This is a genomic window from Flavobacterium piscis (assembly GCF_001686925.1).
GTDB lineage: Bacteria > Bacteroidota > Bacteroidia > Flavobacteriales > Flavobacteriaceae > Flavobacterium > Flavobacterium piscis.
Window position 1 is genome coordinate 74,934 of record NZ_LVEN01000035.1, and the last position, 13,287, is coordinate 88,220.

Here is a 13,287-nt window from a genome sequence, read left to right on the forward strand (position 1 = left end):
CATTTATTTTTTGTCAAATATTATTTTATTGTTTGCCACTTTTTTTGCTTCTAAATGATAGGTTGTGCTAATGATATTTAAAGCTACATTCAAATCATTAGTAGGTAATTTTCCGGTAAACAGCGAAGTAGTATCTTTCGAGTTTAATTCTATAGTAATATTGTATTGTCTTTCCAATTCGTCTAACAAACTTTTAATGTTTTCTTTATTAAAACAAATTTGATTGTCGATCCATTCTGGCTTAGAAGACTTAACGGGAGTACTGAATTGTTTTCCATTTTCGAAAGTAACGCTTTCTCCGCGTGTTAAAATGATTTGTGCATTGCCGTAATTTACTTTTACACGTCCTTCATAACAAATGACATCAAATCTATTTTTTCTGGCTTTCACATTAAACTGAGTTCCTAATACGGATACTTTACCCAGACTGGTCTGTACTTCAAACTTTTTACCTTTGGCTACTCTAAAATAAGCTTCGCCTTGTAGTTCCAGATGCCTGTTGTTGTCCCAGTTCCATTTTTTATAATTGATTTCAGAACCTGAATTTAACACTACTTCAGAATTATCCGGAAGCGAAAAAGTACTTCTTTCTCCAAAATTGGCTGTTTGAATTTGTGGCACAAAATTTTTGACAGCAAAAGTAACTCCCAGTGCCAGAACAAAAATAGCGGCCGCACGAAAGATCCAATTTTGAGATAACGGAATCACTTTTGGAGTTTCTTTTTTCTGTTTAAGAATGTTGGCTAAAATAGTATTTTCATCCATATCATCTACTTCAAGATGAGCGGTGTAGTTCTTTATTTTTTGGTATTTTTCGAAATCCGGACTAGCTTTAAATTCAGCTAATTCTTGTTCTGATAAATCATCGCTGAGCCATTTGGCCAATAAGTGATTTTTTTTCATTGTATTGGTATTATATTGTTAAAACAATTAAAATTAATTTTACCCTACTTTTATAGATCAATTTCTTTACGTAAACTTAATAAAGCCAGATGAATGCGTTTTTCTACGGCTTTTACGCTAATATTTAAATCCAGTGCAATTTCGCTGTATTTTTTGCCGTCAATGCGGTGCATTAAAAAAGCTGTACGTTGTTTTTCATTGAGTTTTTCAATGGCTTTCAAGAGCTTTGTTTGAAATTGCTTTTCTTCGAGGATATACTCCGGATTTTCGTTTGTTTTATCCAAACCGGTAAAGTTTTTTTCATACCGCAAAACCACTTTTTGATGTGCAATTTGGTTCAGGCTGCTATTGTTTGCAATAGTATAAATATACGATTTCGCTTTTTCCAGCGGAACAGCACTGCAATTTTGCCAAAGTTTTACAAAGGCTTCCTGCGCCAGATCTTCGGCCTGTTGCATATTGCCAAATTTGTAAAAAAGAAAATTTCGAAGCGACTTGATCTGACTTTTAAAAAAAGACGAAAAAATCAGTTCATCACAGGTATTTGATTCGTTTTTATTTGGCATTTATCTCTTAATTTGGAATGTGCAAAAGTATTTGTTTTTAATTCAAGTAGGGTAAAAGAAGAACTTATTGTTTTATAAAAGTATAAATGCTATTACCATTTGATAATTTAGTATAAAGATTAAAATGAAAACCCTGATGTCGAATTTATTAAAAACTAGTTTCTTTAAATTTTATTACATTTGTGAAAATCTAAATATGTTCCCTTTTAAAAAATATTTATCAATTGCCGTTGTTCTGCTCTTGCTGTCTTGTCAAAGTGAGATAGATGAGGGAGATTATAATGTGCAGGGAACAATTACAAATGTTTCTCCGCTTACGTCCTATCTGCAAAGGGTTGCTATGGTGCCTACAGTACAGGATAATATCATAGACGGATCTAGTTATTGTACAATAAAATTACCCTATACGGTTACGGTAAACAGCCAGCAAATCGCACTAAGTACTACAGCTGATTATCAAAAAGTACTGGATAATATCAATGCAAGTACTTATGATGATGATATTGTAAGAATAGATTTTCCGGTAACAATGGTGTACTATAATTACATCGAAAAACTGATTCCTAATGAAGCGGATTTTAATACCTTAATTGATTATTGGAATATGTATCCTGATCTTTTATCCAAAATTAATGGACTAAAGATCAACTATCCCATTACGATTAATACTTACAACAGTGCCAATCAAATGGCAAGTTCAGTTTCTATTATAAGTGATCAGGCTTTTTTTAATTTTATAAAAAATCTAAACAGCAGTCAGTATATTTCATTAAAATATCCTATTTCGGTAGCAGATTATAATGATCAGCCTAAATCAATTAATACTAATTTAGAATTCGAAAATGCCATAAAATATGCTATTGATTACTGCCCGGAAAACAATATTGTTTCGCTGGATTTTGCAGCAACCATAACAAAAGGTTCCTGGATAATTCCTTATTATTTTTATGATTCAGATAAAACGTTCTTTTACAACGGGTATTCGTTTGTTTTTAAAAGTGATAAATCTGTAATAGCTACAAAAGGGGCCATGTCTGAAACAGGTCAATGGGAAACTAGCGTACAGAATAACGTTCGCGAATTGAAACTCACTTTTAGCACTGAATTAATGGGTAAATTAAATCATAGCTGGAAACTTTTTGAATTTAATAATTCGCAAATAAGATTACGCGATGTAAGCAATAGCACACAGTATCTTTATTTCGAAAAAAAATAAAAATCAATTGGTTATAAACTAATTGATGGATGAAGGCCTGACTTTTTTTTGGGTATTTGCAAAGGCAAAGTAAACTTAAAAGTACTGCCTTTTCCTAATTCGCTTTCGGCCCAGATTTTACCTTTATGTTTGTCTATAAATTCACGGCAAAGTAGTAATCCCATTCCGCTTCCTATTTCATTATCTGTTCCTCTGCGGATCACTTTTCCGTTGATTTTAAATAATTTTTCTTTGATCAAATCAGGAATTCCAATGCCATTATCGGTTATTGATATTTCGGCATTTTGATGTTTCTTTTGCACCTTAACTGCAATTTTACCATTTTCGCCAGTAAATTTAATCGCATTATTCAGCAAGTTGCGTACAATTGTGTCGATCATATTTTTATCTGCTTCAATTTCTACTTTTTCAGTGGATTCAAACAAAAGATCGATATTTTTATTAAGTGCTGCATTTTGATTGAGTTCTATATTTTGGGTAATTAATTCGTTCAGGGTAATTTTTTCGGGACTGTATTCCAACATTCCGTTTTGTGCTCTGGACCACTCTAATAGATTGTCCAGTAATTTGTAAATATTTTTATTGGATTGATGGAGCACTTCTACAATTTCGTTAATTGCTGCAAGGTTGCTTTCTTTTACATCCTCTATCAATAGTTTTGAAAGTGCTACTGATGAGCCCAATGGACCTCTTAAATCATGGGCAATTATAGAAAAAAAGATGTTTTTATCGTCTAAAAGTTTCTGAATTTTAAGGTCTTGTTTTTCCTTAATCAATAATAAAAATCCAACTGTACCAATAAGAGCAAATAAAAATAAGCTTATACTGTACAAAAGGTCTAACGTACTATTGACAAAAAATAAATTTTGCGGATTAAAATAACAGTAAATAGCCCTTACAAATAGCAAAACTTCAAATCCGGCGTAGCAAAGCGCATAGAAATTTCGGAAAAAATTATACCTGTTTTCGTTAAAATGACTGATTGTTGGAGGCAAATAAATAGCAAATATTCCCAGTAGCATTATTAAAATACGGGTATTTACTGCCGCCTCAAATAGTATTGCAGCATTGAATATGACAGCTGCAATAATAGTAATGCCTATTTGCAATTGATAACGTTTCTTTGATTTTATCCTAAGCGATGCCAGCATGGCGATCGTTTCATAAAAACAGGCTATAAAAATGATCGTATTGGCAATATTTACTGAGATAAAATCAGGTATAACGTTTCTTAAAAGAATGAGTATCCAGCCAACGGTTAATAGTAATTTTGCACGGCCAAAATGATTTAAAATTTTCTTGCTGTCACTTGTAGCATTGGAAAATGAATAGCTAAAAATGATAATAGATATAAATAAATTTTCAAGAAAAAATAATATAACTGTATTTGGATCTAATGGTAAGAATTTGAACATTATATATTGGGGGTTATTAGAAGAACTTGTAAGTGAAACGCCTTATTATTAGCTAAAATCTTTCCCGAAGTTTCGAGTATTTTACAACATTCATTAATAGATTTATTACAATAGAATTTCTCTATTTTTAATACAATGAAGCTGCAAAAATCCCGCTAAATCAGGTTGTAAATTTCAATATTCAAACAGGATAACATTTAATTAAACAAGATTTAAATGTCCTGAATAAGACTTTAATGTCCTTTTTTAATAATTGTTTGAAGAAGAAGCGTAAATAAATTTGAAGCAAAAAAATACTTTATGTTTTCAATATTTAAATCAAAATTTTATCTGCAGGAAATATTACCTGATGGCTATATTGATATTCATAACCATTTACTGGCAGGTATTGATGATGGTGCTAAAACCCCCGAAGAAACGAGCTATTTAATAACTCAGATGAAAGCACTTGGTATTCATGCTGCTATTGCCACCCCGCATACTTTTAGCGGGATCTGGAATAACACTTCTGAAAGTATCAAAGAGGCTTATGAAATAGCTCTTAAAAACGATAGTAATAAGATGTTTTTAAGAGGGCATGCAAGCGAGTATATGTTAGATGATACTTTAATTGAAAAAAGCAATCACGAAAAATTATTATGTCTGACTCATAATTATCTTTTGATAGAATTCAATTTATTTTATAATCCGCTGAATCTGTATGAAATGCTGTTTGAGTTAAAATCAAAAAATTATAACATAATTATAGCGCATCCTGAACGTTATCTTTATCTTCATAACTCGATTAGTAAGTATCAAAAATTAAAACAATCCGGAGTCTATTTTCAACTCAACTTACTTTCATTAACAGGATATTACGGAAAAAGTATTCAACGCCAGGCGCTAGAGTTACTTAATAATGATTTGTATGATTTTACGGGATCAGATATTCATAGTGAGACTGAAATTAATCAATTTAAAACAGTACCTCTTAAGATTCCTGACAAAAAGAAAATAGAACGTTTGCTGGAAAACAATACACTCTTTTTATAGCTCAATCTATATTTATTATAAAAACTCCTGAAGCATCCAGAAAAAGGCAAAAAAAAAGCTGTTCGATTATGAACAGCTTTTTTTACTAACAATAAATAACTAAATCGCATTTTACTTTTGACCAATAATCTGCAACCTTCAATCAAACTAACTTTTTAATTAAAAACCTTTTATCTTTTTTTTAGAATTAATTTGTCTTTTTTTCTAATTGCATCGAAGTGCAAATATTGTTTATTCTTTCGTTCAGCAGATCTTCTGTAACCTTAAAATTTTCTATGGTATCTAATTCTTCATTCACACTGATGTAGAATTTAATTTTTGGTTCAGTACCGCTAGGTCTTGCGCAAATTACAGATCCATCTTCGGTATAATAAATCAGGACATCTGCTTTGGGCATGTTTATCGTTTCTGATTGGTTATTAAGTAAATTAAAGGATACGGATGATTTATAATCTTCAACCCGCACTACTCTTTGATTGTTGATTTCTTTTAAAGGATTTTCTCTTAAGTTGACCATCATTTTATTGATTTCAGCCAATCCGTCGATTCCTTTTTTGGTAATAGAAATTAAATGTTCTTTATAAAAACCAAAATCTACGTAATGCTGCAATAATGCTTTGTATACAGAACTGTTATTCGCTTTGGCCTGGGCAGCTACTTCGCAAATTAGTAAACTTGCTGCAACCGCATCTTTATCGCGAACGCTGTCTCCTACCATAAAGCCAAAGCTTTCTTCGCCGCCGCCAATAAATTCGAGTTCAGGAAAGTCTTTGATCATTTTGGCTATCCATTTAAAACCGGTCAGACCACTTTTATAGGCAACGCCATAAGCTGCTGCCAATTCTTTAATCATTGGTGTCGAAACAATGGTTGAACCAATGAATTGTTTCCCGTTTATTTTTTCCACTTTTTTCCATTCTTCTAATAAAAAGGCGGTCATTAAAATCATGGACTGATTTCCGTTCAGTAAAGTCATTTTTCCGTCATTATCGCGAACCGCGACTCCTAAACGATCACAATCAGGATCAGTGCCAATAACAATATCAGCATTGGTTTTTTCTGCTAATGCCAGGGCCATTGTTAAGGCTTCCGGTTCTTCTGGATTTGGAGATTTTACCGTTGGGAAATCTCCATTTGGTACTCTTTGCTCTTCAACAATATGTACATTTTTATATCCTGCCAACGCTAATGTATCTGGTAAAACGGTAATTGAAGTCCCGTGCAAAGAGGTAAAAACAATATTCAGATTATCTTTTGCCTCACTTGTAGTATTAAAACTGGCATTTTGAACAGATGATTTCACGAAAGCCTCATCTATTTCGGTATCGATATACTGAATTAAATCATCATTTGCTTCAAACTTAATTTGGTCGTATTTCAGGTCTTCGATGGCTTTTATAATTTGTGCATCCTGAGGCGGAACAATTTGGCCGCCATCTTCCCAATATACTTTATACCCATTATATTCCGGTGGATTATGTGATGCTGTAAGTACAATCCCGCATTGACAATTGAGGTATTTTAAAGCAAAAGATAATTCAGGCGTTGGTCTCAGACTGGAAAACAAATATACCTGAATGCCATTGGCTGAGAAAACGTCAGCAACGGTTTTGGCCAGTGTATCACTATTATGACGGCAGTCGTACGCTATAACCGCCTTGAGCTTTTGGTCCGGAAATACTTTATACAAATAATTAGATAATCCCTGTGTACTTTTGCCCAGCGTATATTTGTTAATACGGTTATTACCAACCCCCATTACGCCGCGCATTCCGCCTGTACCAAATTCAAGATTTTTATAAAAACTTTCTTTTAATTCTTTGGGTTGTAAAGCAATCAGTTCATTTACTTTATCTTGTGTTTCCTGATCAAAAACGGGTGTTAACCATTCTTGTGCTTGTTTTAAAATACCTATCGCTAAATTCATTTGGATTGCTGTTACTTTATTTTTTTAGAATTGCATTCTTTTTCTACTACAATTTCGATTATTTCTTTTTTTTCCATCTTTGGAGCCATGATTTTTTTTCTGCTTCTCTTCCGTAACCATAACCATAACCGTAGTTGTATCCGTAACCATAACTTGAACTAAAATCAATATCGTTAAGTACATACCCCATATTGATGATTTTTTTATCCTTAAATAGTTTTTTAGAATAAGTCAACAGATTTTTTTCTGTAAATCCGGAACGTAAAACAAACAAAGTGGTATCTGCATACTTAGAAATCATAAGTGTATCACTAACCAATAAGGTTGGAGGTGTATCAAATATAATAATGTCATAGGCTGCTGTTACCTCATCAATAAAACTTGCAAAACGCTCATTGGATAATAATAAGGTTGGGTTTGGAGGTATAAGTCCGGATAAAAAAAGATCAAAAGAAAATTCATTATCCCCATTGTTAAGCAATAAATCTTTCCAATGTAAAGTATTATCATGCAAATAATTACTAAAGCCTCTGGTGTCCTTACTTATATTATCTAAGTTTCTGTGTAATTGTGGATTTCTAAAATCAGCACCTATAACAATTACTTTTTTATCAAGATGTGAGTAAGCGGTCGCTAAATTGTAAGAAACGAACGTTTTTCCCTCTCCCTTTATAGATGAAGTAACAAATATTACTTTCCCCTTTTTATCCTCGCTGTAAGGCGTAATAAAATTAGTATTTTGGGCTAAAGTCCTAAAAGCTTCTAAATTTTGAATTTGGGAATTTTTATCTTCTTTTAGCGAAGGCAGTTCTACCAGAATAGGGATATTGCCTGCTATATTTTCGACATCTGTTGCGGTATATATTTTATTATCTAATTTAAAAATTACAAATAAAATACTAAACGGAATCACCATACCTAAAAATAAAGCGATCAAAACAATCTTAGCTTTTTTTGGAGAAACGGGATAAATATCTGTAATAGCGTAATCTATAATTTTAGTATTAGCCACGGTAACGGCTAAATTGATCGAAGCTTCTTCACGTTTTTGAAGCAATAATAAATACAAACTTTCTTTAAGGTTTTGCTGACGTTCAATACTACGCAAAACTTTTTCTTTTTCAGGAATAGAAGCAAAACTTCCGTCAGCTGCTTTTTGAGCTGATTCGCTCTGAACCAGAGTGGTTTTTAGTTGCTGCTTAAAACCTTTTACAGAATTGATAATATTGTTCTTTAAGCTTACTAGTGTAGTAACCAAAAGCTGAATAGCCGGATTATTGCTTCCTGCACTTGTTTGTAGTTTTTGATAAGATAAAACAGCAGTATTATAATCCGCTACCAATTGATTGATTGTAGGATTTTGTATGCCGATATCTGCCGGTAAAAGTTCAAATGCTTTTTGAGATTCGATACTTTTTTTAAGTAAATCCGCTAATAATAATTGAGATTCTATATCAAATGAGGCTTGCTCCTTTGCTGTTTTCTGGAGAATACTTGAACCGGCATCTTCCTGAATAAAACTTAAATTATTGCTTTTCTTGTAGTTTTTTTTAGAACTTTCTATAGAGTCCAGTTCTTTTCTTAAATAAACAAAACGATCATCGACAAAATTGATTGTCCTACGCGAAACTTCTTGCTTATCTGTAATACCATCTGCCTCAAATACATGAATTAAATTATTGATAATTGCTTCTGATTGAGGGCCATTGGTTCCTTCTAAAGAGATCGAAAGAATGTCACTGTCTTTTCCTTCGGCATCAATTTCGAATGCATCACTGAGTTCTAATGCAGTCTCATTCAGTGGTTTTAGCGTGACATTATAGCTCATATCGACACTTTTTGTAATGTCTGATCCTAAGGCCGGCTTTATGCTTATAGGCAAATGGGCATTTTTTTTATCTGAATTGTATCCGGCAATCTCAAACTTTTGTCCCGATAAAACATCTAAAATGTTATATCCTGTTGGCGTTACCTTGATCGTATATTGCAAAGCAGCTTTTAGGTTTGTTATATCTTCATTGTAGCTCACAATAAAGGGAGCATTATAGATTTGTTTCGATCTCACCGTAGAATTATAGTAATACTCTACATTCAGTTTTAAATTCTTAACGACTTGTTCTGATAGGTGAACCGACTTAAACAAAGCGATTTCGTTTTCTAAATTAATGTTTGACTTATTAAATAATTTCGTTACATCTAATGTAAAATTCGAGCTTTCCTTATCTACCAATAATTTTACTTTGGCTTGTGATTTATAAACAACGTCAGCATATCTCAAATAGGCAAAAACGCTAAAAAGTGCTATTATAATGGTAAGTAAAAACCAAGGCCAATACCTTAAATATTTACTTAACATTTGTTTTAGTTGTACAGAATTCTCGTCTTCTATTGGGTCAAAATATTCATTTTTATCTGTATGCATGAGCTTTTTATCTGGTTAATAATATAATAGAACTTAGTATCAATGAAGCAATAGTAAGTACAGTACCTGTACTGCCAATATATCCGGCCGTTTTTACTTTTGCAGTATTGGGATTCACAACTAATACGTCATTTTGGCGAATCTGATATTGTGGGTTGTTCATCCAGTTTACTGTTGTAAGATCCACACTCATCATTATTCTCTTGCCTTCTGATTCTCTAATTAATAAAATATCATTTCGCTTGGCACTTATGGTTAAATCTCCGGCGTAACCCAAGGCTTGCGGAACAGATAGTGATTGCTCTAAAAAGGTATAAGTTCCGGGTGCTTTTACCTCGCCCAGAATGGTCACTTTAGCATTCAAAATTCGAATTGCAACGGTAGGATCTACTAAATGTCCTCCCTTTTCGAGTGCTCCTTTAATCTTTGTTTCTAAATCGGTTACAGATAATCCCGCTGTACTAACAGATCCTAAAATAGGCAGTACAATTGTTTCGTCAGGAGACACTAAATAGCCCTGAACTTTTAGCATATCTAATGTAGAATTGTTTGCGGCGTTTCCTGTTTGTATATTATAAGGTACTGCTGTCTCCGGAACCAGCGCGCCAATCCGGATACTTAAAATATCATTTGGCTGCACTAAAACAGCTTTGATAGAAGTTGGAACTGAAGCATAACCAGCAGCATCCTGAAAATAGATGATATCTTTTTTTGATGCACAGGACGAAAATAAAATAACGATAAGAAATAAAATGTAGGATACTCGATTCATAATAGATTGTTTAAGTAATTTAAAATTCCGGGAATAATAAATTATGGGGTTAAAAAGACAGAACTAGTATTGCAGTTTCGGAATACTTAGAGAAGTATAAATTCAATTGATTAGAACGTACTAATCAATTAATTGGATTCTAATTGGAATTTTTGTTTCGATTTCATGTTGTCATTCAATTTAGCCAAACGGTGCAGCTGTTTTTTTTGCACTTTGTCTTTTACATAAAAACGATACAATTCCTTGCCAATAAAAAAACCAGCAATAGAAACGCCAGAAATGAAACCAGCTAAATAAGAGATAAGGGTAATATTCATAACATTTTTTTTTAAGTTTAAAAAGCATTTTCATCCCCTTTCAGGGTTACAATTATGGTCAAAACACAAATTTTAATATCTTTTATGAGACTCCAGTTTTGCAGATAATCAATATCAGCTTTTACTCTTCGTTGCATATCCGAGACTTGTTTCGTTTCTCCTCTATGACCTGAAACCTGAGCCAAACCGGTAATTCCCGGTTTTACAAAATGGCGAACCATAAAATTATTAATCTGTTCGTTGTAGTCCTGCGTATGCTTGAGCATGTGAGGACGGGGTCCTACGACACTCATGTTTCCTAATAAAACATTAAAAAACTGAGGCAGTTCATCAATACTAGTTCGTCTAATAAATTTTCCTATGGGTGTAACTCTTGCGTCTTGTTTTTGAGCCTGTAAACTATCACTTTGACTATTAACAGTCATGCTTCTAAATTTATAACACCAAAAAGCTTCATTTTTTTTCCCTGTACGAAGCTGTTTGAATAAAACAGGTCCCTTACTTTGCTTTTTGATTATTATAGCCATTAACGGATACAGCCATGATAATATTAAAATCAAAACTGACAAACTAAAAACGATATCAAATACCCGTTTGACCAATCGATTGTATGCGTTTTGCAAGGGTTCATAACGAGGACGTATAACATGAAAATTTTCGAAATTAGAACTGCTGAAAGAAGACTTTGAAATTGTAGATAAATCAGGAACAAATTTCAAACGCATACAATAGCGGTCTGCCAATTCAAAATAGCCATTCAAATCGTCTATAAATTGTGGTTTTACTACAATGTACAACTCCTGAATACCGTTTCCTGAAGCTCTCAAAATAGCATTTGACAGGGCTTCTCCAAAAGTTGCTTTATCTGTAAAAATCTCTTCGTTGATATCGTTTATAATTCCGGGGAAATCATAAAAATAAGCGTTGCTTTCTAGTTTTGAAGCCAATTGTATACTCGTGGTATTAAAACCCCAAATGGCTACTATAAAAGGTTTTTTTATGAACTTTTTAATATTATTTAAAACCAGCGTAAAAACAATCCTGGACAATAAAAGGTAAAAAAGCAAATAACTAAATTGCAGCAAATTAGCTCCAATTGCCATTCTATATTCACTGGCACCCTGAAAAACAAGAAGGTAAATCTGCCATAAGATACACTGACTTAAAAATACTCGCCAACTGTTGCGATAAAAAGTAGTCAGGCTAAAAATAGTATCCAGTCGGTACAAATTAAAATACAAGGCTGCCACTAACCATCCCACTACAGCAAAGAGATAACTGTTTTCAACAACAAAAATATTCCATTGCACAGAAGCTTCTTCTGTAAAGTTGAAAAAAAGAAATATGCCTCCGATTATCGCAAAAAAATCAGAAAGGATACTGCAAAAAATAAAAGTAAATTTATGTCTGTTACGCATTTTTACTAAATAAAAAGTTGATTTTTTGAATTAAATGATACACTAAACAACCCAAAATACCTCCTGAAATTCCGAAGAAAATATCCATAAAATCCGGTTGACGCGTTGCTATAAAAAACTGTCCGCCCTCTGCCATGCAAACCACTACTGCAGTTATTATTATGCTTTTTAATCGAAAAGGAGATTGGGTAGCTGCAGCGTTAGAAAGTCCTTGCCATACTTCTAATAAATAGCCCAGAGCTACAAAGGGAACAGCAGTTCGTAAATTAAAATATTCATTACTCCAATTCCTGATCCAAAGGGGCAAATAAGTTTCGGTTTCCAAACCTGGATTGTGAATCCATGAGTAGTAAAAAATACTACCGGTACATACAAGCAAAAAAAGAATAATGATACTCTTTTTCCGCGCATTTTTTATTTTCATTCTTGGTAATGAGGTAATTGAAAGATTAGTTGATATATTGTTTCAGCGCTATTAATTTCTTCAGAAAAACAGCTCTAAATGCTGATAAACCATGATGTTTATAAATACGATAATCTTCATACAATACTTCAAAAGCTCTTTTATAAGAAGTGCTTAATCCGCCCATTCTCATTTTGACAACATAGGTACTCAGGTATACTAATTTTATTTTATTCACAAATAAATAGCGGAGCAGTAATTCAGTATCCGAAGCAATTGTAAAGTTCAAATCATAATCTCCTAATTTTTCGATCACAGATTTTCGCAAATAAACAGTGGGATGTAAAGGAAGCCAGCCTACTTTTAATTTTTCAAAAACAAAGTCTCCTCCTATTCTATTGCGGATTATTTTTTCTTCGGCATCGTTACTCACGTATATGCCGTCTCCGTAAATTCCTTCAGTCTGATTATTTCGCTGAAAAGCGCTTACAATTTTAGTGACAACACCAGCATCATAAAACTCATCATCAGAATGCATTAAACCTATAATATCTCCCGTAGCCATTTTCAATCCTTTATTGATGGCATCATACATCCCTTTATCAGGTTCTGAAAGGTATTGGCTAATTTTATCAGCATAAGATTGAATGATATCTTTTGTACCATCTTTAGAATTCCCATCGATGACAATGTATTCAATATTGGTATAGTTCTGATTTAAAACACTTTCTATACATTGGGCAATAGTATTTTTTCTATTGTAGCAAATAGTGATTATAGAAACTTTCATAATTATATTATTATTACAAATTATTGGCTGAACACCTGATAGGCATGAAGAGTTGATAAGCTTCTTCATAAAAAAGCTTATCAATCGTAAATTGAAAAAATGTATT

General features: G+C 32.8%; 12 protein-coding genes. 2 read left to right on the top strand and 10 right to left on the bottom strand.

Annotation, left to right across the window (positions count from 1 at the left end):
• Positions 1-3: 3 nt before the first annotated feature.
• The gene (locus tag FLP_RS15150) at positions 4-903 is read right to left on the bottom strand and encodes a FecR family protein (RefSeq protein ID WP_065450369.1); all 900 of its coding nucleotides are present in this window, start codon (positions 901-903) and stop codon (positions 4-6) included.
• A gap of 50 nt (positions 904-953) precedes the next feature.
• On the bottom strand, positions 954-1,469 hold the full coding sequence (locus tag FLP_RS15155; protein WP_065450370.1) for an RNA polymerase sigma factor: 516 nt from the start codon (positions 1,467-1,469) through the stop codon (positions 954-956).
• 136 nt (positions 1,470-1,605) lie between these two features.
• Here FLP_RS15155 and FLP_RS15160 point away from each other — a divergent pair, with 136 nt between their 5' ends.
• Positions 1,606-2,685 carry a hypothetical protein gene (locus FLP_RS15160; protein ID WP_243397560.1) on the top strand — a complete coding sequence of 360 codons (1,080 nt, stop codon included), beginning with the start codon at positions 1,606-1,608 and terminating at the stop codon, positions 2,683-2,685.
• 11 nt (positions 2,686-2,696) lie between these two features.
• Here FLP_RS15160 and FLP_RS15165 read toward each other — a convergent pair whose 3' ends face one another.
• Positions 2,697-4,100 carry a sensor histidine kinase gene (locus FLP_RS15165; RefSeq protein ID WP_065450372.1) on the bottom strand — a complete coding sequence of 468 codons (1,404 nt, stop codon included), beginning with the start codon at positions 4,098-4,100 and terminating at the stop codon, positions 2,697-2,699.
• A gap of 300 nt (positions 4,101-4,400) precedes the next feature.
• Here FLP_RS15165 and FLP_RS15170 point away from each other — a divergent pair, with 300 nt between their 5' ends.
• A complete protein-coding gene (locus FLP_RS15170; RefSeq protein ID WP_065450373.1) occupies positions 4,401-5,132 on the top strand; it encodes a tyrosine-protein phosphatase in 732 nt (243 codons plus the stop codon).
• Positions 5,133-5,319: 187 nt separating this feature from the next.
• Here FLP_RS15170 and FLP_RS15175 read toward each other — a convergent pair whose 3' ends face one another.
• The 7 genes from FLP_RS15175 to FLP_RS15205 all read right to left on the bottom strand — a co-directional run bounded on the left by FLP_RS15175 (position 5,320) and on the right by FLP_RS15205 (position 13,181).
• Entirely contained in the window at positions 5,320-7,059 is a 1,740-nt protein-coding gene (locus FLP_RS15175; protein ID WP_065450374.1) for a phospho-sugar mutase, read from the bottom strand.
• Positions 7,060-7,117: 58 nt separating this feature from the next.
• On the bottom strand, positions 7,118-9,481 hold the full coding sequence (locus FLP_RS15180) for a GumC family protein (protein WP_065450375.1): 2,364 nt from the start codon (positions 9,479-9,481) through the stop codon (positions 7,118-7,120).
• A 7-nt stretch (positions 9,482-9,488) separates the two neighbouring features.
• Complete coding sequence (locus FLP_RS15185; RefSeq protein WP_065450376.1) at positions 9,489-10,253, bottom strand: polysaccharide biosynthesis/export family protein; 765 nt, start codon at positions 10,251-10,253, stop codon at positions 9,489-9,491.
• Positions 10,254-10,381: 128 nt separating this feature from the next.
• Positions 10,382-10,570 carry a hypothetical protein gene (locus FLP_RS15190; protein ID WP_065450377.1) on the bottom strand — a complete coding sequence of 63 codons (189 nt, stop codon included), beginning with the start codon at positions 10,568-10,570 and terminating at the stop codon, positions 10,382-10,384.
• 17 nt (positions 10,571-10,587) lie between these two features.
• A complete protein-coding gene (locus FLP_RS15195) occupies positions 10,588-11,988 on the bottom strand; it encodes an exopolysaccharide biosynthesis polyprenyl glycosylphosphotransferase (RefSeq protein ID WP_065450378.1) in 1,401 nt (466 codons plus the stop codon).
• On the bottom strand, positions 11,981-12,412 hold the full coding sequence (locus FLP_RS15200) for a VanZ family protein (RefSeq protein ID WP_065450379.1): 432 nt from the start codon (positions 12,410-12,412) through the stop codon (positions 11,981-11,983). The genes FLP_RS15195 and FLP_RS15200 overlap by 8 nt, the downstream gene beginning before the upstream one ends.
• A gap of 25 nt (positions 12,413-12,437) precedes the next feature.
• Positions 12,438-13,181: a glycosyltransferase family 2 protein gene (locus FLP_RS15205; protein WP_065450380.1), complete on the bottom strand. Its 744-nt coding sequence runs from the start codon at positions 13,179-13,181 to the stop codon at positions 12,438-12,440.
• Positions 13,182-13,287 lie beyond the last annotated feature (106 nt).

Coding starts and splice junctions, on each gene's coding strand:
- FLP_RS15150 (WP_065450369.1), bottom strand. CDS start 903: ATGAAAAAAAATCACTTATTGGCCAAATGGCTCAGCGATGATTTATCA.
- FLP_RS15155 (WP_065450370.1), bottom strand. CDS start 1,469: ATGCCAAATAAAAACGAATCAAATACCTGTGATGAACTGATTTTTTCG.
- FLP_RS15160 (WP_243397560.1), top strand. CDS start 1,606: ATGTCGAATTTATTAAAAACTAGTTTCTTTAAATTTTATTACATTTGT.
- FLP_RS15165 (WP_065450372.1), bottom strand. CDS start 4,100: ATGTTCAAATTCTTACCATTAGATCCAAATACAGTTATATTATTTTTT.
- FLP_RS15170 (WP_065450373.1), top strand. CDS start 4,401: ATGTTTTCAATATTTAAATCAAAATTTTATCTGCAGGAAATATTACCT.
- FLP_RS15175 (WP_065450374.1), bottom strand. CDS start 7,059: ATGAATTTAGCGATAGGTATTTTAAAACAAGCACAAGAATGGTTAACA.
- FLP_RS15180 (WP_065450375.1), bottom strand. CDS start 9,481: ATGCATACAGATAAAAATGAATATTTTGACCCAATAGAAGACGAGAAT.
- FLP_RS15185 (WP_065450376.1), bottom strand. CDS start 10,253: ATGAATCGAGTATCCTACATTTTATTTCTTATCGTTATTTTATTTTCG.
- FLP_RS15190 (WP_065450377.1), bottom strand. CDS start 10,570: ATGAATATTACCCTTATCTCTTATTTAGCTGGTTTCATTTCTGGCGTT.
- FLP_RS15195 (WP_065450378.1), bottom strand. CDS start 11,988: ATGCGTAACAGACATAAATTTACTTTTATTTTTTGCAGTATCCTTTCT.
- FLP_RS15200 (WP_065450379.1), bottom strand. CDS start 12,412: ATGAAAATAAAAAATGCGCGGAAAAAGAGTATCATTATTCTTTTTTTG.
- FLP_RS15205 (WP_065450380.1), bottom strand. CDS start 13,181: ATGAAAGTTTCTATAATCACTATTTGCTACAATAGAAAAAATACTATT.